The organism is Acinetobacter johnsonii, assembly GCF_048551975.1.
Classification (GTDB): Bacteria; Pseudomonadota; Gammaproteobacteria; order Pseudomonadales; family Moraxellaceae; genus Acinetobacter; species Acinetobacter johnsonii_A.
Genome location: NZ_JBIMCF010000017.1, coordinates 18,441 through 39,896 on the forward strand (window position 1 = coordinate 18,441; position 21,456 = coordinate 39,896).

General features: G+C 42.3%; 21 protein-coding genes. 14 read left to right on the forward strand and 7 right to left on the reverse strand.

Annotation, left to right across the window (positions count from 1 at the left end; translation table 11 throughout):
• Positions 1-8 precede the first annotated feature (8 nt).
• The 5 genes from argB (at position 9) to ACG9ZB_RS12440 (ending at position 4,202) form a co-directional block, all read left to right on the forward strand.
• Complete coding sequence (gene argB, locus ACG9ZB_RS12420) at positions 9-908, forward strand: acetylglutamate kinase (RefSeq protein ID WP_419326050.1); 900 nt, start codon at positions 9-11, stop codon at positions 906-908.
• 167 nt (positions 909-1,075) lie between these two features.
• On the forward strand, positions 1,076-1,924 hold the full coding sequence (locus ACG9ZB_RS12425) for a class II glutamine amidotransferase (RefSeq protein WP_419326052.1): 849 nt from the start codon (positions 1,076-1,078) through the stop codon (positions 1,922-1,924).
• A gap of 274 nt (positions 1,925-2,198) precedes the next feature.
• Positions 2,199-2,654 (forward strand): bacteriohemerythrin, encoded by a 456-nt coding sequence (locus tag ACG9ZB_RS12430; protein ID WP_419326054.1) that lies wholly within the window; start codon positions 2,199-2,201, stop codon positions 2,652-2,654.
• A 142-nt stretch (positions 2,655-2,796) separates the two neighbouring features.
• Complete coding sequence (locus ACG9ZB_RS12435; RefSeq protein ID WP_419326055.1) at positions 2,797-3,879, forward strand: hypothetical protein; 1,083 nt, start codon at positions 2,797-2,799, stop codon at positions 3,877-3,879.
• Positions 3,879-4,202 carry an RnfH family protein gene (locus ACG9ZB_RS12440; RefSeq protein ID WP_419326056.1) on the forward strand — a complete coding sequence of 108 codons (324 nt, stop codon included), beginning with the start codon at positions 3,879-3,881 and terminating at the stop codon, positions 4,200-4,202. Before ACG9ZB_RS12435 ends, ACG9ZB_RS12440 begins: the two co-directional genes overlap by 1 nt.
• A gap of 46 nt (positions 4,203-4,248) precedes the next feature.
• Here the strand turns inward: ACG9ZB_RS12440 and ACG9ZB_RS12445 are convergent, their stop codons facing one another.
• Complete coding sequence (locus tag ACG9ZB_RS12445; RefSeq protein ID WP_087528300.1) at positions 4,249-4,647, reverse strand: outer membrane protein assembly factor BamE; 399 nt, start codon at positions 4,645-4,647, stop codon at positions 4,249-4,251.
• 112 nt (positions 4,648-4,759) lie between these two features.
• On the opposite strand from ACG9ZB_RS12445, the gene fur reads away from it, so the two are divergent.
• On the forward strand, positions 4,760-5,197 hold the full coding sequence (fur, locus tag ACG9ZB_RS12450; protein WP_004694866.1) for a ferric iron uptake transcriptional regulator: 438 nt from the start codon (positions 4,760-4,762) through the stop codon (positions 5,195-5,197).
• A 59-nt stretch (positions 5,198-5,256) separates the two neighbouring features.
• Here fur and ACG9ZB_RS12455 read toward each other — a convergent pair whose 3' ends face one another.
• Together ACG9ZB_RS12455 and ACG9ZB_RS12460 are read right to left on the reverse strand one after the other, a co-directional pair.
• Entirely contained in the window at positions 5,257-6,378 is a 1,122-nt protein-coding gene (locus ACG9ZB_RS12455; protein ID WP_419326058.1) for a PilT/PilU family type 4a pilus ATPase, read from the reverse strand.
• A 26-nt stretch (positions 6,379-6,404) separates the two neighbouring features.
• Positions 6,405-7,442 (reverse strand): type IV pilus twitching motility protein PilT, encoded by a 1,038-nt coding sequence (locus ACG9ZB_RS12460; protein WP_004694862.1) that lies wholly within the window; start codon positions 7,440-7,442, stop codon positions 6,405-6,407.
• A 122-nt stretch (positions 7,443-7,564) separates the two neighbouring features.
• Between ACG9ZB_RS12460 and ACG9ZB_RS12465 the strand changes: the two genes are divergently transcribed.
• Together ACG9ZB_RS12465 and ACG9ZB_RS12470 are read left to right on the forward strand one after the other, a co-directional pair.
• A complete protein-coding gene (locus tag ACG9ZB_RS12465; protein WP_419326059.1) occupies positions 7,565-8,254 on the forward strand; it encodes a YggS family pyridoxal phosphate-dependent enzyme in 690 nt (229 codons plus the stop codon).
• A gap of 190 nt (positions 8,255-8,444) precedes the next feature.
• Complete coding sequence (locus tag ACG9ZB_RS12470) at positions 8,445-9,179, forward strand: hypothetical protein (RefSeq protein ID WP_419326061.1); 735 nt, start codon at positions 8,445-8,447, stop codon at positions 9,177-9,179.
• Positions 9,180-9,294: 115 nt separating this feature from the next.
• Here ACG9ZB_RS12470 and ACG9ZB_RS12475 read toward each other — a convergent pair whose 3' ends face one another.
• Positions 9,295-12,891 (reverse strand): AAA family ATPase, encoded by a 3,597-nt coding sequence (locus tag ACG9ZB_RS12475; RefSeq protein ID WP_419326063.1) that lies wholly within the window; start codon positions 12,889-12,891, stop codon positions 9,295-9,297.
• A 9-nt stretch (positions 12,892-12,900) separates the two neighbouring features.
• Positions 12,901-14,154 (reverse strand): exonuclease SbcCD subunit D C-terminal domain-containing protein, encoded by a 1,254-nt coding sequence (locus ACG9ZB_RS12480; RefSeq protein ID WP_419326064.1) that lies wholly within the window; start codon positions 14,152-14,154, stop codon positions 12,901-12,903.
• Between the two features lie 397 nt (positions 14,155-14,551).
• On the opposite strand from ACG9ZB_RS12480, the gene ACG9ZB_RS12485 reads away from it, so the two are divergent.
• The 4 genes from ACG9ZB_RS12485 to ACG9ZB_RS12500 all read left to right on the forward strand — a co-directional run bounded on the left by ACG9ZB_RS12485 (position 14,552) and on the right by ACG9ZB_RS12500 (position 17,280).
• Positions 14,552-15,529 carry a GGDEF domain-containing protein gene (locus ACG9ZB_RS12485; RefSeq protein ID WP_010326025.1) on the forward strand — a complete coding sequence of 326 codons (978 nt, stop codon included), beginning with the start codon at positions 14,552-14,554 and terminating at the stop codon, positions 15,527-15,529.
• 116 nt (positions 15,530-15,645) lie between these two features.
• On the forward strand, positions 15,646-15,774 hold the full coding sequence (locus ACG9ZB_RS12490) for a hypothetical protein (protein ID WP_419326066.1): 129 nt from the start codon (positions 15,646-15,648) through the stop codon (positions 15,772-15,774).
• Between the two features lie 89 nt (positions 15,775-15,863).
• Positions 15,864-16,310 (forward strand): ABZJ_00895 family protein, encoded by a 447-nt coding sequence (locus ACG9ZB_RS12495; RefSeq protein ID WP_419326067.1) that lies wholly within the window; start codon positions 15,864-15,866, stop codon positions 16,308-16,310.
• Positions 16,311-16,368: 58 nt separating this feature from the next.
• The gene (locus ACG9ZB_RS12500) at positions 16,369-17,280 is read left to right on the forward strand and encodes a TIGR01777 family oxidoreductase (RefSeq protein WP_419326068.1); all 912 of its coding nucleotides are present in this window, start codon (positions 16,369-16,371) and stop codon (positions 17,278-17,280) included.
• Between the two features lie 16 nt (positions 17,281-17,296).
• On the opposite strand, the gene thiO is transcribed toward ACG9ZB_RS12500, so the two are convergent.
• Both thiO and hemB read right to left on the reverse strand, forming a co-directional pair.
• A complete protein-coding gene (gene thiO / locus ACG9ZB_RS12505; RefSeq protein WP_419326069.1) occupies positions 17,297-18,406 on the reverse strand; it encodes a glycine oxidase ThiO in 1,110 nt (369 codons plus the stop codon).
• A 27-nt stretch (positions 18,407-18,433) separates the two neighbouring features.
• The gene (hemB, locus tag ACG9ZB_RS12510; RefSeq protein ID WP_419326070.1) at positions 18,434-19,447 is read right to left on the reverse strand and encodes a porphobilinogen synthase; all 1,014 of its coding nucleotides are present in this window, start codon (positions 19,445-19,447) and stop codon (positions 18,434-18,436) included.
• A gap of 108 nt (positions 19,448-19,555) precedes the next feature.
• On the opposite strand from hemB, the gene ACG9ZB_RS12515 reads away from it, so the two are divergent.
• Both ACG9ZB_RS12515 and ACG9ZB_RS12520 read left to right on the forward strand, forming a co-directional pair.
• Positions 19,556-20,053, forward strand: a complete 498-nt coding sequence (locus ACG9ZB_RS12515) for a thioesterase family protein (protein WP_205668145.1) — start codon at positions 19,556-19,558, stop codon at positions 20,051-20,053.
• 247 nt (positions 20,054-20,300) lie between these two features.
• On the forward strand, positions 20,301-21,452 hold the full coding sequence (locus tag ACG9ZB_RS12520; RefSeq protein ID WP_419326071.1) for an efflux RND transporter periplasmic adaptor subunit: 1,152 nt from the start codon (positions 20,301-20,303) through the stop codon (positions 21,450-21,452).
• Positions 21,453-21,456 lie beyond the last annotated feature (4 nt).

The following is a 21,456-nucleotide window of genomic DNA, read 5'->3' on the forward strand; positions in this document are numbered from 1 at the left end:
AGAGGCACATGCCACATCAACATACTGGCCTCGACAAAGCACAAGTCCTGACTGAAGCTTTGCCGTATATTCAACGTTTTTCTGGAAAAACGCTAGTAGTGAAATATGGTGGCAATGCAATGACTGATCCTGAGCTTGAGAGCTCGTTTGCACGTGACATCGTTTTGTTAAAAACCGTTGGATTGAACCCAATTGTAGTTCATGGTGGTGGCCCACAAGTAGACTCGTTTTTAAAGCAATTGGGGCGTGAGTCTGACCGTATTGATGGCATGCGTGTGACCGATCCAGCGACCATGGAAGTGGTCGAAATGGTGCTGGGTGGTAGTGTGAATAAATCTATCGTGAACTTGATTAACCAACATGGCGGTCGTGCCATTGGTTTAACGGGTAAAGATGGTAACTTACTGCGTGCACAAAAGTTACTGATGGAAAAAACTGCGGAAGATGGCACAGTACAAAAAATTGATCTTGGTCTAGTGGGTGAAGTGACCAGTGTTAAAACCGATGTATTGGAAATGTTTAGCAGTGGTGATTTTATTCCTGTGATTGCACCCTTAGGTGTGGATGAAGAGGGCAATACCTATAACATTAACGCTGATTTGGTGGCTGGAAAAGTGGCTGAAGCCCTCGGTGCTGAAAAGCTGATTTTGTTGACCAATATTTCAGGTGTTTTAGATGAAAATAAAAACCTGCTCACTGGTCTAACCACCCAAGAAGTTGACCGTCTCATTGAAACGGGTGTGATTTATGGCGGGATGATTCCGAAAGTGGGTTGTGCTCTAGATGCGGTGAAAGGTGGTGTGGTAAGCGCGCATATTGTGGATGGTCGTGTGCCACATGCAACACTGTTGGAGATTTTCACCGATCATGGCGTGGGTACATTGATTACCAATCGCAGTAAACACTAAGTATTTTGAAAGCCTCCTCGGAGGCTTTTTTTAGGCCTATACGTTTTATAAAAATGGTTTTATGCCTGAATGTGTTCGGGTTATGAAGCATTGTGAATTGCAAGCCAGTCAGGACTCATGCACAATAAAACCATCATCAATAAATATGTTTAAATAAGATCAAGATTATGTGCCAACTGCTCGGAATGAACTGTGCAACACCGACTGATATTACCTTTTCATTTCGAGGCTTTTCACAGCGCGCGGGGATTACTTCAGACCATTGTGACGGTTTCGGGATTGCTTTTTTTGAGGATAAAGCCTGCCGTTTATTTGTTGACAATCAATCTGCAGTTGAATCGCCGATTGCTGAATTAATTCGTAATTATCCGATCAAATCACGCAATGTGATTGCACATATCCGCAAAGCGACACAGGGAAAAATTAACTTAGAAAACTCACATCCATTTAGCCGTGAGCTATGGGGTCGACAGTGGATTTTTGCGCATAATGGCGATTTGCATGACTTTGATCCTGTACTTTCAGGACGCTTTACCCCAGTGGGCAATACCGACAGTGAACGTGCATTTTGCTATTTACTGGACCAACTGGTGAATAAATTTGGCTATACCGAGCCAAGTCTAGATCAAGTTTTTGATTTATTAACTGATGTTTCTCCACGGATTGCGGAGCATGGCACTTTCAATTTTTGTTTATCTAATGGACAAGCCCTGTTTAGTTATGCCATTACCAAACTGCATTGGTTGGTGCGTGAGTACCCATTTAAACCTGCGCAACTGATTGATATTGATGTTGAGGTTGATTTTAGCCAAGTCACTACAGCAGAAGATCGTGTGGCCGTGATTACTACCGAACCGTTGACTCAAAATGAAGCGTGGACAGTCTTTGCACCCGGTGAAATGATTTTATTTCAATATGGCAAAGCGATCCGCCACCAAATGACCCATGTGGAACGTTTAATCCGAGAAGCCAAAGATCCGTCTTTAAAACGCGTCACTAAAGCAGATCAATATTAATTTATTTCAAAATGATTAGAATATAAAGGCATGTTGATAATAATATAAAACGTGCTCTTATTTTGATTTTTACTTGTCAAATAATAAAATAGATTAAATAATAACTGATTCTTTTGGTCGGATTTAAATTTATTTACCTATTTAAAATATATACTTAAGTTTGATTTTGTGGAAATAGTATAAAACCAACTAATTTGATTCACTTTTATTTTTAATTCTAATCGATATGATTAATTCATGTAATTAATCTATTAATTTTTATTGGGTGGTCGGAATGATAATGAAGTGGGTTCCAGAATATAATACTGGTATCGATGTGATTGACGATCAACACCGCCGTATTCTCGATTATATCAATGAAATTGATGCGATCGATTTCAATACTGGCCGTGAACGCGTTAAACAGATTTTAGAAAATATTATTGATTACACACAGTCTCACTTTACTTTTGAAGAGTCTCTCCAAGAAGAAGCGGGTTATAAATATCGTGTACCCCACAAACGTGTACATGATTTATTTATTAAAAAAATTGAATCTTATCGGGACCGTTTTGAGATGGGGCATTCAATCGAAGCTGAACTCCATGAAGTGTTGTCGAAATGGCTGATTAATCATATCCAGCATGATGATGCAGATTATGTTGGTGCCGTAAAAGAAAATATGATGGGCATTATCAAAGAAAAAGAAAAGAAAAAAGGGAAAAATTGGTTTGCTCGGTTCTTTTCATAAGTGAGCTAAACGAGGGATAAAAACAATAAATTTTAATTATATTTAGCGCAGCAAATCATCAGTTTTGATGGTTTGCTTTTTGTTTTTGATTTTCATAAGAGAGCAAGGCAAAATAGCGCAAGACTTATTGAAGGAACGCATCATGCAAGACAATGCTCTGTCACGATGGTTATCGCCGCTGATGGCATTTTGTTTATCATTTATTATTATTGCCACACTTGCACCCTTGGTGGGAATTCAGGTTGAACGTCAGCTCGACTTTTGGTTACTTTGGTTAGTGACCATGGTGATCTTGGCTTTGCCTGTGTGTTACTTAGAAATTGCCTTAGCCAAGCGCTCAAAAACCACCGCATTGAATGCTTTATCGAGTTTGACGCGTGATGCCGATGCTTCTCAGACGTGGCGTCTTGTTGGATGGCTTGCTGTCGTCTTTATTCCTTTTTTAGCGGGCGGCATGTTGTCTAATGCTGCGCAATTATTAAATCAATACGCACTTGAGGATATGACATCGTCCGTGATCTTTATTGCTTTGGCTGTGGTTGCCATTGCGTTGTCTTTTGCCCCACGTCTGTTGGCCTTAGCGTTAACGGCGGTCGGTGTGCTGATTTCCTTAGTGTTTGCAAACCTCTCTGGTACAGGAACCGCTGAGTGGCAAGTGACGCCGGTTGAATTTTCAGAATGGGGCAGTGCAACGGTATTGGCTTTGGTGGCAAGCGGTTTAGGACTCGGTCTGTACTGGCAGAACAGTTTGGCACAAGTTCAACAGCAAGATGCTGCAACCAAGACTGTTTTACCGATTTGGATTGCACAAATTTTAGCTGTGGTTGCTTTTGCATTTTTTGCAGTCCAAGCGGCATTACCTGCGTATGCGATTGCCTTAACTGCGATTGCAGCGGCAGCCGTGCTGTTACAGATGGCACGTGAGCAGTTGGCACAGCGCCAGTTAAATATTGTGATTCAGTGGCTCGTATTGCTAGCTGCAACGTTGGTGTGGTTAATTCCAGCCACTGGCCCGATTTTTAACATCTTATTGATGCTGTGGGGCTTAGTGATTTGTTTGATTTATGCCATTTTTGCTGGTTGGATTATGAAAATTAGCCATTTACGTAAGTCGATGAACTTTAGTAATGAAGTTTTTTATAATATTTGGCGCATTGCCGTGCGTGTGGTATTACCTGTTTCTATCGTATTGGCAATTGTAGCCGTGCTTGGAAAACTGATTTAATGAGCATGCTTCAACAAGTCTGGGTTGCTTATGCAACAGCAGACCAGCAGTTTCATATTAGTGTGCCGTTTTCTGAGGGAATGACGGCACAAGATGCGATTCAACTGAGTGGTATAGGCTCGCAGGTTGAATTGCCTGAGCCTTTACAATTGGGCATCTTTGGTGTCCGCTTGAAAGACCCTCAACAGATTTTGCAGGTAGGGGATCGTGTTGAAATTTATCGTCCTTTGAGCATTAATCCTAAAGATATTCGAAGGATACGTGCACAAAATAATCCTGTGGGTCGCTTTGCAAAAGGCAATCGCTTAAAACAATCGAAATGATATGAAAAACCCCTCAGTTGAGGGGTTTCTTTTTTAGAATAAGGCTTTATAGTGGGGGCGCGTTTAGAATCGCTTCTTTCGATGCTGGTAAGCCCGGCTGAGATGCAGGAATGGTTTCTAAGCCTTCAATTTTTTGCACAATACCATTTGAGTCGAAATAGACTTTCAGATGTTGGCCTTGTGCAGCAGGAATCTTGGCTTTTTTAGCATACGTTCCTGGGGTATAATTGTAAATATAGTCCCAACGTAGCGGATTCATTGGATCTGAAACTGTCGGGCTGCCAAGCAAAAAGCGAACTTGTTGATGGCTCATGCCTACTTGTATTTTTGACGCTTGTGCTTGAGTTAATGGAGTACCTTGAGGAATATCAACTTTATAAACGCCCAAGGTCGAACAGCCTGCGAGCAGTGAAGTGACGAATAACGCCAACATGATTTTTTGCATTTTGCTACACTATCCCAAATTAATTATGATGCAATTGAGCCACGGATAGATCATACTGCATCTACACTTTGTTGCATATTCTAACTTTAAATTTGTTGAGAGACCTTTTTACATGCCAATTTCAAATCAAGATCTACGCAAAGCTGGACTTAAAGTTACACTTCCACGAATTAAAATATTAGAACTACTAGAAAATTCAAAGCAACACCATTTAAGTGCGGAAGATATTTATAAGACTTTACTTGAACAAGGTGAAGATGTCGGTTTAGCAACTGTTTACCGCGTGTTAACGCAATTTGAAGCAGCGGGCATTATTCAGCGCCATCACTTTGAAAATAACCACTCTGTTTTCGAAATCATGCAAGACGATCACCATGATCATATCGTTTGTCAAAACTGCAACAAAGTGGTTGAGTTTAGCAACGAAGTGATTGAGCATGAGCAGCACGAAGTCGCTGAAAAGCATGGCTTTACTTTAACAGGTCACTCACTCAACCTATATGGTTACTGTGATGCTGCGGAGTGCCAAGAAGCACTGCGTAAAAAGTAATAACTTAGACCCAAAAAAGGGCTTCCTGAGAAGCCCTTTTTTATTGCTTAAAGAAATGCTTAAGCTTGTCCGTCAAACGTGATGTTTGCACTGGCATGCAATAGACGATCACCGCCTTCTTCGGACAACTTGATTTGTAAACGTAAGTCATTCGGGGAATCGGCGTGTTTCAGCGCATCTTTATAGCTAATCTGCTTAGCTTTGTACAAATCGAATAAGGCTTGGTCAAAAGTTTGCATACCAAGTTCACGAGAACGCTTCATCAGGTCTTTAATTTCGTGGATTTCACCTTTACGGATCAAATCGGAAATTAACGGTGAGTTAATCAAAATCTCAATTGCGGCGCGACGAGAATTACCGTCTAGTGTTGGAATCAACTGCTGAGCAACCATCGCTTTAAGGTTTAAAGACAAGTCCATAAACAATTGGCTATGACGGTCTGCTTCAAAGAAGTGAATAATGCGGTCGATGGCTTGGTTGGCGTTGTTGGCGTGCAGCGTTGCAAATACCAAGTGACCTGTTTCAGCAAAGGCAATCGCATAATCCATAGTTTCACGGGAACGAATCTCACCAATCAGGATTACATCGGGTGCCTGACGTAAGGTGTTTTTCAGCGCGATTTCAAAAGAGTCCGTATCAATGCCCACTTCACGCTGTGTAATGATACAGCCTGCATGCTCATGAATAAATTCAATTGGGTCTTCAATGGTAATGATATGACCTTTCGAGTTTTGATTACGATAACCAATGATCGATGCCAAAGAGGTCGATTTACCTGTACCTGTTGCACCCACAAAGATGATGATGCCACGTTTAGTCATGGCCAACTCTTTAAGCACAGGCGGGAGTTTTAACTCATCCATGGTTGGAATTTGCGTCTCAATCCGACGCAAAACCATACCAGGCATATCACGTTGTTGAAAGGCACTGACACGAAAACGTGCCGTTTTATCACGATTCATAATCGCGAAGTTACACTCACGTGTATCCGCAAATTCTTTACGCTGCTTCTCGCTCATGATGGAGTTCAGCAGTTGTCCTGCGACATCACCTGTCAGTTTGCCTTTAGCTACAGGCACAATTTGACCGTTAATTTTCATTGAAGGTTCAACATCAGCGGTGATAAATAAATCTGACGCTTTTTGTTGAATCATATAATTGAGTAAGTCGTTAAAATCCATATCTATACCCCAAATCCATTGTTTTCTTATAAGAAGGTTTCAGGTTGCTTGGCAGCTGTACGGGCAGTCTGTGGACTGATCACCCCTTTGGTGACCAAGTTTTTCAAACTTTGATCCAGTGTGGTCATACCGTAGTTTGCACCAGTCTGAATAGCAGAATACATCTGTGCCACTTTGTTCTCACGAATTAAGTTACGAATGGCAGGAATACCAATCATGATTTCATGCGCAGCAACACGGCCACCGCCATTTTTCTTGAGTAAGGTTTGAGAAATCACGGCTTGTAGCGATTCAGATAACATGGCACGAACCATGTCTTTTTCTTCAGCAGGGAATACGTCAATTACACGGTCAATGGTTTTTGCCGCAGAGGTGGTGTGGAGTGTACCGAAGACCAAGTGACCCGTTTCAGCGGCAGTGAGTGCCAAACGAATGGTTTCAAGGTCACGCATCTCACCCACGAGAATAATATCGGGGTCTTCACGTAGTGCAGAACGCAGCGCTTCGTTAAAACCGTGCGTATCGCGGTGTACTTCACGTTGGTTGATCAAGCATTTTTTTGACTGGTGTACAAATTCGATTGGGTCTTCAACCGTTAAGATGTGGTCATAGCGGTTATCGTTAATATAATCGATCATTGCAGCCAACGTGGTAGATTTACCAGAACCAGTAGGCCCCGTCACTAAAACTAAACCACGTGGCAATTCACACAACTCTTTAAAGGTTTGTCCTAAACCTAAGTCTTCCATGGTCAGGACTTTAGACGGAATGGTACGGAATACTGCACCTGCACCACGGTTTTGGTTGAATGCGTTCACACGAAAACGAGCAATACTTGGAACTTCAAAGGAAAAGTCTGTTTCTAGTTTTTCTTCGAAATCACGACGTTGTTTGTCATTCATGATGTCATAGACCAGTTTATGCACTTCTTTGTGTTCTAAAGCTGGTAAATTGATACGACGAACTTCGCCATCGACACGAATCATCGGTGGCATACCTGCAGATAAGTGTAAATCTGATGCCCCGTTCTTAGCCGAAAAGGCTAGTAATTCTGTGATATCCATTATTTCCCCGAGTTCATTTAAATGCTAATTATTTTGATAGAATAATAAGGCTTTCAATCAACTTAACCAACAGTTTGTTGAAAGGCAAAGCAAAAAAGATGACCGAAATGAGACCCTCGTCAATGAATATCTTGCAAAATTCACGTCAACACGTGTTATCCCAAATTCAACAGGCCTGCGAAATTTCAGGTCGTGACGTGGAGTCTGTAGAGCTTTTGGCGGTTTCTAAAACACATCCAAGCGAAGTGTTACAAGACATGTATGCTTGTGGTCAACGCGCCTTTGGTGAGAACTACCTACAAGAGGCTTTGCAGAAGATAGAGGCGCTACAGAATTTAGACATTGAATGGCATTTTATTGGGCATGTACAACGCAATAAAACCAAACATTTGGCTGAAAAGTTTGCATGGGTGCATGGAGTTGATCGTTTAATTATTGCAGAGCGTTTATCGGCGCAGCGTCTGATAACACAACCACCATTAAATCTTTGTCTACAGGTCAATATCGATGCTCAAGACAGCAAAGATGGCTGCCAACCTGATGAGGTTGTTGAGTTGGTAAAAAGTATCAGTCAGTTGCCTAACATCAAACTGCGTGGGTTGATGGTGATTCCGGCGCCGAACAATACCCAAGCCTTTAAGGCCGCGAAAGTGTTATTTGACCAAGTGAAAGAGCTGCATGTACATCCTGAAGACTGGGATACCTTAAGCATGGGTATGTCAGGCGATATGGTCGATGCGATTGCAGCTGGGTCGACTATGGTTCGCGTTGGAACCGCCTTGTTCGGAGTGAGAGATTATTCACAGCATTAAGTCTAAATAGGGCTTCTTGAGTTTAAAGGCAGTGATAAGGGTTTAACTTACAATTATATAAAACTAATAGGCTGCTGAAAAAATAGGCTTAATTTAAACTCATGCATTGAATCATCTATAGATTAGACAGATGAACCATGAAAAATGATTGCCTGACAACGATAAAAATTGCATTTAGGATGAAGCCAAAATGAAAAAACTCTATTTATTTATCTCCCTGCTTTTGAGTTTATTTGTAGCAGCTTGTAGTAGCACAAATACCAAAATGAGTGAGATGAGTGCGGAATCTACGGTTCAGAATGCTCAGGTCGCTAAAAGTGAAAAATTAGGCACCAAGTGGGGCGATGAGATCAGTTCAAACGTCACGGAAGTCAATTTAAAACGTTTATCCAGTAGTCCAATTGCTGAATCACAAGTTCGCTATGCCAGCAAAAAATACGTGGGGAAAGCCGTGAACAGCCTGTCATTGGTCGCTGGAAAAATCAGTTTTTCGATTGTAGATGATACACAGCGTCCACTGCCTTTATTTCGAGATGGTCAGCAGTATTATTTATCTGGTAAAGATGGACAAAGTTATCAACTCAAATACCAAAACCATAGCAATAGCGCATTTGAAGTGGTTGCCAGTGTGGATGGTTTAGATGTTATTGATGGACGTGCAGCATCACGCAGCAATTCAGGTTATGTGCTTCGTCCACAGGGGGAGTTGATTATTGAAGGTTTCCGTAAGAGTGACTCTGCAGTGGCTTCCTTTACCTTTAGTCGACCTGAAGACGCCTATGCTGCAAACTCAGATCATGGTTCCATCCAAAATACAGGTGTGATTGGTACAGTGATCTATCCGCTACAGTCTATGGCGGCTACGGACAAAGCAGCAGATGCATCTAAATATGCACCTCCACCAAAAGCATTCCCAGCAGATTAAAGCATTCGTTTGGATTTCACAGGGAGCACTTACATTAAGTAGGATGCTCCCTTTATTTTTAACCGTGAGATGGTGTCTTAAAACAGATCAAACTTTGACTTTCAAAAATCTGAAATTATCCCACTACCTCAATGGTACTGGCACCTGCACCCAAAGCTTTAACTTGGATTTGGACGGGAATACGTTCATGCATTTCTTGGATGTGTGAAATCAGCACCACCTTACGTCCTTGATTCTGCAATTGGTCGAGAGCATTCATGACCATGTGCAGGCACGATGCATCTAAAGTCCCAAAGCCTTCATCAATAAATAGAGATTCGATTTTCATTGACCCTGAGGCCATATTGGCAATGGCAAGAGATAGGGCAAGGGCAGTCAGGAACGACTCCCCCCCAGAAAGTGATGCAACGGAGCGGGTTTCTCCATCCATGTCATGATCAATAATAGCCAGACTCAGCGAATGATCCAAACGCTTTAAGGTATAGCGCTGTGAGAGTTGGTTGAGCTGTTGGTTGGCATGTTCCAGTAAAATATCGAGATTATATTGCTGCGCATAATCACGGAATTTTTTGCCTGTAGCATCTCCCATCAGACCTGAAATTTTCCCCCAACGGTGTTCTTCCTGTTGTATGGCTTGAATCTGATCTGCAAATTGCTTTTGTTTGGCGACATTTTGCTGATGCAACTCAAGTTTGAGTTTGAGTTGATCGCGTAGTTCAAGTTGTGTTTGCAGTGCGACTTGATGCTCCTGCATTTGCTGTTGTAACTGTGTTGGGTCAATTTTAGGTTGATGGCCCAGATGTTCACTCAACTGCTCTTGCATAGTTTTCAATGCAGCATGTGCTTCATTTACTAGGCGTTCTGCATGCTGTAATTTCTGACGGATCTGTTGTTCCTGAGCCGAGCTAATTTGAGCCAGCGCATCTAAATCAGGCTTATGGAAATCAGGGTGCGCATTGAGCCAGTGCTGAAGGGTATTTTCTACTTGGCTGGCACTGGTCTGATTCTGCTGCAACTGGGCTTTGAGCTGTTCTAGCTGATTTTTTTCCTGTTCGAATTGATGGCGCAATTGCTCAAAATGCTGTTTCAGTTGTTGATAATGGCTTTGCGTCTGTTGGCGATGTTGATCGTGCTGGATGAGCCACTCATTGGCTTTGATGTCAGTTAAGCCTGTCATTTTTTGGATCAATTGATTGGCTTTTTCTGTATTTTGCTGTCCTTTTCGTTTGATCTCATTGAGCTGCTCGTTGGTTTCAGTGATGTGTCTACTGGTATTTTCGATATTCAGTTGATTGGTCTTGAACTGTTGCGTGGTTTGTTCGCTTTGCTGACGCCATTGTTCCAGCTGTTCCAGTTGTTGCGAACGGGTATTTAGGCGTACCAAAATTTGCTTAGCGGTTTGGGGGGTCTGCTGTTGCCAAGTTATTTTTTCAGCCTCAGATAAACACTGCACGATATGCTGAACTTGGTTGTGCAAACCGTTTGCTGTTTGTAGTAAATGTTCAATCTGTTGAATGTTTTGGATGCATTGTTGCTGGGTTTTAATATTGTGTTGGAACTGCTCAGACTGTTGTTTGAGTTGTTGCAAATCCGAGTGATATTGCTCAGCCATTTGCATGAACTGAGTCTTCAACTCCGATGCCGTTAGGGTGAAGTCGAGTGTAATATTTGCCGTTTGACTGTGCTCGATTAACACGTGTTGCAAAGCACTGATTTTTTCAGAAAGTTGCTGAATTAGAGTTTGTCGTTGTTCTATTTCAGTATTCAATTTAGTCAGCTGTTGCTGCGCTTGTTGCCAGCCATCAAAGCAATTCTGTTCTTTTAGCGTTGCCTGTTGTTCCTGCTGTTGTTGAAGCTCAAACAGGGCCTTGGAGAGCGCAGTATCTTCCAGCTTATAAGGATGTGAGGTACTTCCACAGACTAAACAGGGTTCGCCGTCTTGGAGGGCCGAGCGTAAATCTTCGATATTTTCAGCATGTAAAAGTCGCTGCTGTTGCAAAACCAGTTGTAGCTGAATGCGTTCACTTTTGGCAGCCTGAAAGGCCTGTTCAGCTTGTCGGCTATTGTGCTGCACGGCTTGAAGCTGTGTTTTGGCGTTGTCGAGCAGTACTTGCTGTTCTGTAGACTCAGCCTGTAAGTCAAAAAACTGCTGAATTTTTTGCTGAATCAGCTCGAATTGGCTGAGTTGATTGATTTTCAACTCGCGTTGCTGTTGTGTCTGCTCAACTTTGATTTCAAGCTGTTCGATCGTCCCGAACTGTTGAATAGACTGCTGTAATTGTTGTTTTTCTGATGCTAGCCGATGTTCAGCCTGAGTACGTGGCCCGAGTTGATGTTCAATTTTTTGATATTGATGAATGAACTGTTCTAGCTGTTGAGTATGGGCGCTGAGACCTTTGTCTAGGTTTACAAACTGTTGTGAGCTTTCCAGTTGCTGCTTACACTCGGTTTGCTGTCGCTCAATGTGTTGAATCTGCTGTTCAAGTTTTTGTTGTTGCTGAGTTAGGGGCAGCTTAGACTGCTCTAAAGCCTGCAATTTTTCCTGAACTTTCTTAAACTCAGCCCCAATAAAATCACGTTCTTGAATACATTTACGCACCTCATTTAATGCAGCATGATGGGTACTTTCAAACTGTTGTAGTTTATTGACTGCCATTTCAGCTTGCGTAAATTGGACTTTTTCACTTTCAAATTTAAGTTGTAAATGATCGAACAGTTGTTGCTGTTGTTGAATACGGGGCGTCATTTGCTGCACAGTTTGCTGTAACTGTTGTTGTTGGAATACCACAGCACGAATTTCTGAAAAGATCTCCAAACGAGCCAAGTGTTCGCGCTCAGGAGTTAAATCTTGTTGTAACTTGCTTTGTGTATCGAAGAGTTGTTGTTTGCTAATGATTTCACTGTCGAGTTTATGTTTGCGCTCAAACCATTGTTGTTGTTTTTCCAGTTGCGATTTTTGAGTTTCAAGCAGTTTATAATCTCTATCGCACTGCTGAAACTCTGTCGATAATGCAGTGACTTGTTCATCGGTTAACAGTTCAATATGACCCAGCACATTTTCCAGTTCTTTGCGCTGCGTGGCGACGGATTTGGTTTTATCATAAGCCAGTTGACCAATTTTCCCAAAAATAGCGGAATTGGTTAGATATTCCAGCAATTCGCCACGTTCATTGTCCCGTGCTTTTAAAAAAACAGTGACCTCAGATTGAGCCAATAAAACGGCACGAGTAAATTGTTCAAAACTGAGCTGAGTAATTCTTTTAATTTCTTGATCGACACTACTTCTTTTATCCGCAACCACAACACCATCGGTGACACATTTTAAAGAACGTTGCACACTTTGTAGTTTGCCATCGGCTTTTTCACGCGAACGTTTTAATTCCCAACGCGCGATATAGCGCTTTTGGTCTTGTGCAATAAAGCAAAGGTCTGCATAACCATGTGCAGTGCCACGACGCAGAACGGTCAATGGGGAGTTGGTGAGCAACTCTGAGCCATCGACATCTTGAAGTTTCCCATCACTGTCTTTTAACCGTGGAATACGGTTAAATAGGGCCAAACACATGGCATCTAAAATGGTGGATTTACCTGCGCCTGTTTTCCCTACAATGGCAATCAGACCTGCACTGGCTAAGGGATCACTTTCAAAATCAATCAGATGTTCCCCAGAAAGTGAAGCAAGGTTCTTAATTCGAATTGATAAAATATTCATACTAAACCTTTAAGCCTCGTGTTCATCTGCAAGGGATTGTTCTGCTTCACGCATTAAGCTCATGAAATCGTTTAACACTTCTGCATCATTGTGATAACCCTGTTTTTCCCAAATTTGCTGAAACAGTTTTTCTGGTGTGGGCGGCACTAAACTTACTTTAGCAGGTGCATTAGGGTCTTGCTCAGTCGCTAAATATTGACGTGAAATACGGACTAAACGATAACGGTCTTTGGGTAGAGCCTCTTCGAATTGTTGTCTTAAATTGGGCTGCGGTGGAACAGCAGTATGGTATTCAATATCGACATATTCACGTTGATCAATCTCTGGGATGATGCCTTGAGGCAATGCTTGCAGCTTTTCCAGTACTTCATTGAGTTCACCGCGTATTTTATGCAGTTGAATGCTTCGTGGTATCGCTAAAACATTCAACTGAAAACGGGAGGAATCGTTTTGTGTGGGATCAAGTGTCACTTCAACAACTTGATGCTTATAGTTAATTTCACTAAAAGATAGTGGAATTGGGGAGCCACTATAGCGAACATGCTCTTCACCGACTTTTTGCGGTTTATGCAAATGCCCGAGTGCCACATAGTCAATGATTTCATCAAATAATGTCGTGGAGAGTGCTTCTTCATTCCCAATTACAATAGGACGCTCAGAGTCAGAGGTTTCGCCGCCTTGCATATGTGCATGAGACATTAAAATCAGGGCTTGATCCGTTGTTTTTCGAGCTTTAGCCTCGGCGATCAATTGTTGATGCAAATAGGCAATCGCGTTTTGGCTATTGGTGGTGTGTTCATTAAAGCCTGTAATTTCAGCAGGACGTAAAAAGGGCAGGCTCAGACACCATGCCACAGTATTTTGTTGCTCATCTAAAATTGGTACCAATAAGTGCTCAAGATCGATCTGCTGTTGACTATTTTTATGAATCACTCCCACCGCTTTGGCATTGTATTTGGCCAATAACGGTTCAACTTGTTCAATGCGGTAGCCTGAGTCGTGGTTGCCTGCAATCATCAGGGTTTGCATATGCGGTGCACGTGCATGCGCATCTGCTAAGAACTGATAGAGTTGCTTTTGTGCGGACGATGCAGGGTTGATGACATCGAAAATGTCTCCTGCAATCAAAAGCGCATTTGGCTGTCTTGCACTGATTTGTTCCAGTAACCATGCTAAAAACTGTTCATGTTCATACTGACGGGAATGGTTATAAAAAAACTGTCCCAAATGCCAATCAGATGTATGAAAAAAACGAACAGCCATAGATACCCCAAGCTCAAAGTGCAATAGAGCTATAAGCTAACATAAATCAAAATTATGCGATGGATAATTGTCGCTACGACGACAATCTTTGACCTGATAGTTGAGTGCCTATTTTTAAGTTGAATTGATCAGAAAAACTATTGAGCGATTATGTGAAAAAGAATGTGATGGGTTTATTTGATTAACACGATAGTAAAAAGATAAATTTTGATTAAAAAATGTTCTTTTAATGGGGTATTATGTAATTCTGTGAAATTGTATATCGTGTCGAAGTCGTAAATGAAATGTGAACATCGATCACGGATTCAATTTTGAGACTTTATAAGAATGATTTATGCAGAATGTCTAAAAAATAAGTTATGCCTTGAATAGGACAAGGTATAAGGAGAACATAACTATGTCTGATTCTATTTTCAGTTCGCCCCGTATTGTCAATGATCTGGTGTATAAGACGCTGATTGAATCAACACTTGCTATTCCTTGGAGTATTGATTGGGGTACCAAAAAGTTTAGTTATATTGGCCCACAAATTGAAAAAGTGCTGGGTTGGAAGCAAGACTCGTGGAGAACAGTCGAAGATTGGGCGATGCGAATGCATGAAAATGATCGTGCATGGGTGGTTGATTTTTGTGTTGCGCAGTCGATTTCTGGGGTTGATCATGAGGCGGATTATCGTGCACTGACCATAAATGGAGAATATATTTGGATTCGCGATGTGGTGCATGTAGTACGCAAACCCAATGGGGAAGTCGATAGTTTGGTTGGATTTATGTTCGATATTTCGGAGCGTAAAAAACAGGAACAAGAGTTAGAAATACTGAAAAAACAACTGGAAGAATATTCGTATCAAGACGGTCTGACGGAGATTGCCAACCGTCGCTTCTTTGAAGATAGTTACCAACGTGAGTGGCTCAATGCCCAGCGTGAACAGCAACCTTTGACCCTCATCTTATTGGATATCGATTATTTTAAACAATACAACGATCATAATGGTCATCTTCTCGGTGATGCTTGTCTGAAACAAATTGCACAAATACTGAAAAAAAGTGTCTCACGACCACGTGATTTGGTCGCACGTTTTGGCGGGGAAGAGTTTATTTTGATATTGCCTGATACAACACAAGCGTCTGCAATTGAAGTGGTGGAGCGTATTTTACAGAGTATCCGTACCGCTGATATTTGCCATAGTACATCACCATTGGATCAGCGTTTATCGGTCAGTTTAGGGGTGAAGACCATTATCCCAACGCAAAAAAATGACAAAATGGCCTTTTTAAAAGAGGTCGATCAGAATCTCTATTTGGCCAAAGAGCGGGGACGTAATGGTTATGTCATTCAGGATGCAGAAGACGTCCAGCACTTAAACTCATATTAACTTTTAAGGGCTTCTTGATCTATTGAGGTGGGGGAGCACTGAAAAATCAGTCCTAAAAAAAATAAAGACCGACGATTCGAGTGATGATGAAATCGTCGGTCAAAGAAAACTGCTTCATGCTTAAATGTCGGCTGCTGACAACATTTAAATTTGGAGCCAATCTTATTGCTATAGGAAAGGTCACCGTACGTATTGTGGATGCCGGTACAATGTTGACGGTTGCTGCGACCTTGTACCCTATTTAACGCACATCAACTTCGATTGGTTGACATGAAAATGAAAAAAAACCGAATTTTTTTTATAATGATTTTTTGGCTGGGTTTAAAGTAGCGCTATGATTTCGCTAACACGATATTTTCTCTGGTTTTTTTTCATATGTTTTGTCTTTAGTTGTGTCTGTGGTGTGCTCGCTGCACTACTTCCGACAGGGATGGGAACGGTATTAACGGCTGTACCTTATTTGGTGGCCATGATTTGGGTTTTACTTAAATTTATTAAGCAACAACGCCGTGCGCCAACCCAAGTAGAAAGGAAAAAATTCACTTTAGGTTTTAGTCTGATTTTTTGGAGCTATAACTTTGCCTTTCTTATGTTAGGTTTATTTATCTTTGCGCAGGGAGATGCTGAAGTTTGGCAAAACTTTATGCTCTACGTCCAACAACCGCAATTTATCAGTATGGTGGTGATTCTGATTTTATTGATCGCGATTCCGCTGTATGTGCTGACGTACTGGTTTTATGGCAAACAAGCAGAGCGTATGGCAGCAAAAATAATCGATTAATCGTAAAGCTTTCTTCTAAATGCTATAGTTGATCAAAAGCATCATTTGAGATCACGCTATGCAAAAAGAACGTGTATTGGTGACAGGAGCAAGTGGTTTTATTGGTTCAAACTTGCTCGATTATTTATTAGAAAAAGATTATGAAGTGATCGGCTTAAGTCGACAGAAAAACCTGCCTAAAATTCACCCGCATTTGACTTGGATTCGAGCTTTAGAAGAACTCAAGCATCATCGCATTGATTATGTGGTGAATTTGGCTGGGGAAAGTATTGCTCAGGGGCGTTGGACAGATGCCCGCAAACAAAAGCTGATCGCCAGTCGTGTTGAAACCACGACGATGCTCTATCAATATCTCGCTAAAAGAAAGATTAAACCGAAATGTATTATTTCAGGTTCAGCAGTGGGCTATTATGGTATCGATCCGACTGAACAATGGACAGAGTGTTGTAATGAGCAGTCAGCGCCGCAGTCTATTTTTATGTCAGAGTTGTGTCAAAAATGGGAACAATCTGCACGGCAAGACACATCGCAAAATACCAAAATTATTCGTTTAGGTGTGGTCTTTGGACGTGGGGCTGGCATTTTGCCGCAAATGTTGTTTCCGATCAAAATGAACTTATGTGGTCGTATTGGTTCGGGGTGGCAACCTGTGGTCTGGGTGCATATTCAAGATGTACTGCGAGCGATTGAGTTTCTAATGTTGCATGAAACCACTGCACAAGTCTTTAATATCGTCAGTCCAGAAAAAGTCACTCAGTCAGCATTTGCACAAACTGCAGCGCAAATTCTAAAACGTAGACCTGTACTTTCTTTACCCGCTTTTGTGTTGAAATTACTTTTAGGCGAGCAGTCTCAACTGGTGTTGAATGGTCAATTTGTTCGCCCCGAAGCATTGAAAGCACAGGGATTTGAGTTTAAGTATCCGACTTTAAAAGAAGCATTGCTTCATCTCATTCAGCCCAAAGCCTGATTGTGGCGAAGCATCATCACGCAAAATGTGCTAAACGTTCTGGAGTATAGGCAGTCGCATCAACCGTTAAGTTTTGGCCTAACATCAATTCTCGTAGCAGTCGTGCAGATGCAGGCCCCATACATAGACCATTTCTATAGTGACCGAAGTTTGCCCAGAGATTGGCTATTTCAGGAAATGCTCCGATATAAGGGACGCCCGTTGGCGAACTTGGGCGTAGACCCGCCCAATGCTTCACAATGGGAAAATCGGTCAGTTCAGGCACCATGTCCAAACAGGCTTTATAAATATTTTGCTGGATCTGTAGAGAAGGACGTTGGTCAAAACCGACATCCGCCATGCTTGAACCACAAACGATATGACCGTCTAAACGTGGAATTAGATACATAACCTGATTCATACACATGGTTGGTAGCCAGTTTTCCGGGGTTTTAAACAGTAACATTTGCCCTTGTACGGGGTTCACTGGAATGCTGCACTGGAGTTGTTCGGACCAATGCTGTGACCATGCGCCTGTTGCAACCACTACATGATCTGCGTGGTAGCTTTGTCCATCGGCAGTTTTTATCCCTTGAACTTTCTGATTGAGCATGTCAAAGGTATGTACCCACGCTTGCTCATGAAAGGTGACTTGTGGCTGCCGTTTGAGGTATTCCACAATCGACTTGAGCAGTCGAGGATTACGGACATTGGCTAACTGTGGAAAATGGATAGCTTTTTGAAAGCGCGAAGAAATGCGCGGATTGACCTGTTCCAGTTGTTCGCGTTGCAAAAGTTCACAATGCTGCATCGGTTCTTGATGTTGGTCTTTATAATTTAGGCCAATGTCAAAATCAGCTTCATCAAAAATCAGCATACCTGTTTCGTGGATTTCAAAATCTATCCCCGAAACAGGACTAACTTTTTCATTCCATGCTTGATACATGCTTTTGCCATATTTGGCGAGGTCATTGACACTTTGTGGATAGCGCCATGGGTACATCGGGGAGAGAATCCCTCCACCTGCCCATGAAGCCGCTTGTCCCGCTTGCTGTTGGTCAAAAATCTCAACCGAACAACCGTGTTCAATCAGCTCAAGCGCTGTCAGTAAACCACTGATTCCTGCGCCAATGATGGCAATATGCATTGAAATTCAATCCTTCTAAACAGGCTGTTACTTCATGTCTTTTAGTTTCAGTGCAGCTTCTTCTGCAAAATAGGTCCAGATACCATCCGCACCCGCGCGGCGGCAGCTCATCAGTGATTCAATAATCACGCTGTCCGATAACCAGTCGTTTTGGATGGCCGCTGCGAGCATGGCATATTCGCCACTGACTTGGTAAACGAAAGTCGGTACACCGAAGTTGTCTTTGACTTCACGGACAATGTCCAAATACGGCATACCCGGTTTCACAATCACCATGTCAGCCCCTTCTTGAATATCAAGGGCAATTTCATGTAATGCTTCTGCGCGGTTGCCGACATCCATTTGATAGTTGTATTTGTTGCCACCTTTAAGGTTGCTGGATGAACCGACCGCGTCACGGAAAGGGCCATAGAAGCTCGACGCGTATTTTGCTGAATAGGCCATGATTGAGGTGTAGATATGACCATTGGCTTCAAAGGCTTGACGAATCGCCCCGATACGACCATCCATCATGTCACTTGGCGCAAAGACATCTGCTCCAGCTTCAGCGTGGCTTAACCCTTGTTTGATCAGGGCCTCAACGGTTTCGTCATTGAGTACATAACCTGTTTCATTAATGATGCCGTCTTGACCATGCGTAGTATACGGGTCAAGTGCGCCATCGGTAATCAGCACCATTTCAGGTAATTCTTTTTTGAGCAGACGTAGCGTGTTTTGAACCACACCATCTTCACGCCATGCTGCTTCGGCACTTAAGCTTTTATCTTCTTGAGGAGTAACTGGAAATAACGCCAGTTTCGATACGCCAAGTTCAAGTAAACGTTCTGCTTTTTTTAAGAGTAAGTCCGCAGATAGGCGTTGCACCTTCGGCATACTGGGGATGTCTTGCGTCTGGTTCTGTCCCGGCAGGACAAATACTGGATAGATAAGATGATCTGTCGTTAAATGGGTCTCGCGAACCATAGAGCGCAGATGTTCATTTTTACGAATACGGCGCATGCGAGTAGCGGGGAAGGCGGGACGATTGAACGTATAGGTCATACAAATCTCGATAATCGGTATTAAACTAGGTCAGTATTGTAGACCTATCTTATGGCTTTGGGCACATATTGACGGGTTTTTATTGTTTTAAGAGTGAAGCAGATTGTTATGAGTAGTGGTGAAAAAAGCTGGACGGGCAGCATACACTTAGGAGCAAAAGTGGATATTGATGTAGTTTTTGAGCAGTTGGTTAAGGCTTTTAATGCGTCGCCATTTTTTAAGCACAACACCATGACTATGCGAGTCGTTGATGGGCAAATTGAAGCCTATATCGATATGCAAGATTACTTAATTGGCAATGTCGCGTTTCAAATTTTACATGGGGGCGTGGCTGCAACAGTTTTAGACAGTATTGGTGGCATTGTAGCGATGGGAGAACTGTATAAAAAAGCGGAACCTGACACGATTACGGACACCATTAAAAAAGTATCCCGTTTAGCTACAGTCGATATGCGGGTCGATTATCTCGCGCCGGGACGTGGAAAATATTTTATTGCCCGTGCTGAAACTTTAAGATTGGGGCGTAAAGGCTGCACGATGCGCATGACCATGGTCAATGATGAAGGCAAATCGATTGCAACAGCGATTGCTTCTTATGCTTATTAGTTTTAAATTAATTAAGTATTTAATATTCAAGTGAAATTTATAGCATCTAATAGGAAGTTGGATGCTGAAAACTAAAATAGACTGAGCAGTTACAATTTATTTTCTCAAAATGTGATTATTTGCTCTTAGAATGCATCAAATTTTATTGTGACTTTCTCATCGACACCAATGCAGACAATACTTGTCTGCTGTCCCTTTCGTAGGGATGATGCCGGCTGACCAAGTCTGTTAGATTTAGGAAAAATCAATGACAGATGCCCCAAATACACTGCCAGATACTGATCCAGCCGATCAAATCAATGATCAAGCACTGAAAGCTAAACGTAAGAAAAGCTTAGGTTTCGTAGCTGTGATTCTGATCATTGCTGCCATTTTATTTTTGATTTGGAAACTTTTTTTTAACCATTCGGTTTCAACGGATAATGCTTATGTGGGCGCAGAAACGGCCTCGATTACCTCTATGGTGACAGGCCAAGTTGAAAAAGTGTTGGTCAGTGACACGCAAACTGTAAAGCAAGGCGATGTGTTGGTTTTGGTCGATCATCGTGATGCCGAAATTGCTGTAGCCCAAGCTCAAGCCGAACTACTTAAAGCACAGCGCCAGTATAAACAAAGCGCGGCTAACAGCAGCTCTCTAAACTCGCAAGTCTTTGTGAGTGATGACGTCATTCACAGTGCTGAAGCACAAGTGGCTAAAGCCAAAGCAGAGTTGGATAAAGCGCAAGATGACTTGAATCGTCGTCAGCAGTTGAGTGCGACAGGCGCGATTTCTAAAGAAGAATTAAGCACGGCACAAGCTGCTTTAAATAATGCGCAAGCAGGCTATAACTTGGCGCAAGCGGGTTTGGCGCAGGCTAAATCCAGTCAGAAAGCTGCACAAAGCAATTTGGCTGCAAATGAAGCCTTAATTCAAGGCAGCAATGAAAATTCGACCCCCGATGTTTTGGTTGCTCAAGCAAAACTAAAACAAGCTTTACTTGATTTAGAGCGTACTGAAATTAAAGCACCATTTGATGGGGTGGTGACGAGCCGAAAAATTCAAGTTGGACAGCGTGTCGCACCGGGTTCGGTGCTCATGGTGGTGGTGCCAATTTCACAGTTATATGTCGACGCGAACTTTAAAGAAAGCCAGCTTGAAAATGTACGCCCAGGGCAAAAAGCAGTTTTAACCTCAGATTTGTATGGCGACTCAGTTGAGTTCCATGGCACGGTCTTGGGCTTCTCTGGTGGAACAGGTTCTGCCTTCGCGCTGATTCCTGCACAAAATGCCACCGGTAACTGGATTAAAGTGGTACAGCGTTTGCCTGTACGTATTCAACTCGACCCGAAAGAGTTGGCTGAACATCCTTTACGTGTTGGCTTGTCGATGGAAGCTCAAATCGATTTGAAATCGAAGTAGTTGT

What these genes read in the sequence shown, in the direction of transcription:
- ACG9ZB_RS12440 (WP_419326056.1), top strand. Translation starts at nt 3,879, where the DNA reads ATGAGCATGCTTCAACAAGTCTGGGTTGCTTATGCAACAGCAGACCAG.
- ACG9ZB_RS12445 (WP_087528300.1), bottom strand. Translation starts at nt 4,647, where the DNA reads ATGCAAAAAATCATGTTGGCGTTATTCGTCACTTCACTGCTCGCAGGC.
- argB (WP_419326050.1), top strand. Translation starts at nt 9, where the DNA reads ATGCCACATCAACATACTGGCCTCGACAAAGCACAAGTCCTGACTGAA.
- ACG9ZB_RS12470 (WP_419326061.1), top strand. Translation starts at nt 8,445, where the DNA reads ATGAAAAAACTCTATTTATTTATCTCCCTGCTTTTGAGTTTATTTGTA.
- ACG9ZB_RS12495 (WP_419326067.1), top strand. Translation starts at nt 15,864, where the DNA reads ATGATTTCGCTAACACGATATTTTCTCTGGTTTTTTTTCATATGTTTT.
- hemB (WP_419326070.1), bottom strand. Translation starts at nt 19,447, where the DNA reads ATGACCTATACGTTCAATCGTCCCGCCTTCCCCGCTACTCGCATGCGC.
- ACG9ZB_RS12465 (WP_419326059.1), top strand. Translation starts at nt 7,565, where the DNA reads ATGAATATCTTGCAAAATTCACGTCAACACGTGTTATCCCAAATTCAA.
- ACG9ZB_RS12485 (WP_010326025.1), top strand. Translation starts at nt 14,552, where the DNA reads ATGTCTGATTCTATTTTCAGTTCGCCCCGTATTGTCAATGATCTGGTG.
- ACG9ZB_RS12520 (WP_419326071.1), top strand. Translation starts at nt 20,301, where the DNA reads ATGACAGATGCCCCAAATACACTGCCAGATACTGATCCAGCCGATCAA.
- ACG9ZB_RS12455 (WP_419326058.1), bottom strand. Translation starts at nt 6,378, where the DNA reads ATGGATTTTAACGACTTACTCAATTATATGATTCAACAAAAAGCGTCA.
- ACG9ZB_RS12480 (WP_419326064.1), bottom strand. Translation starts at nt 14,154, where the DNA reads ATGGCTGTTCGTTTTTTTCATACATCTGATTGGCATTTGGGACAGTTT.
- thiO (WP_419326069.1), bottom strand. Translation starts at nt 18,406, where the DNA reads ATGCATATTGCCATCATTGGCGCAGGAATCAGTGGTTTACTGACAGCG.
- fur (WP_004694866.1), top strand. Translation starts at nt 4,760, where the DNA reads ATGCCAATTTCAAATCAAGATCTACGCAAAGCTGGACTTAAAGTTACA.
- ACG9ZB_RS12435 (WP_419326055.1), top strand. Translation starts at nt 2,797, where the DNA reads ATGCAAGACAATGCTCTGTCACGATGGTTATCGCCGCTGATGGCATTT.
- ACG9ZB_RS12475 (WP_419326063.1), bottom strand. Translation starts at nt 12,891, where the DNA reads ATGAATATTTTATCAATTCGAATTAAGAACCTTGCTTCACTTTCTGGG.
- ACG9ZB_RS12460 (WP_004694862.1), bottom strand. Translation starts at nt 7,442, where the DNA reads ATGGATATCACAGAATTACTAGCCTTTTCGGCTAAGAACGGGGCATCA.
- ACG9ZB_RS12430 (WP_419326054.1), top strand. Translation starts at nt 2,199, where the DNA reads ATGATAATGAAGTGGGTTCCAGAATATAATACTGGTATCGATGTGATT.
- ACG9ZB_RS12425 (WP_419326052.1), top strand. Translation starts at nt 1,076, where the DNA reads ATGTGCCAACTGCTCGGAATGAACTGTGCAACACCGACTGATATTACC.
- ACG9ZB_RS12500 (WP_419326068.1), top strand. Translation starts at nt 16,369, where the DNA reads ATGCAAAAAGAACGTGTATTGGTGACAGGAGCAAGTGGTTTTATTGGT.
- ACG9ZB_RS12490 (WP_419326066.1), top strand. Translation starts at nt 15,646, where the DNA reads ATGCTTAAATGTCGGCTGCTGACAACATTTAAATTTGGAGCCAATCTT.
- ACG9ZB_RS12515 (WP_205668145.1), top strand. Translation starts at nt 19,556, where the DNA reads ATGAGTAGTGGTGAAAAAAGCTGGACGGGCAGCATACACTTAGGAGCA.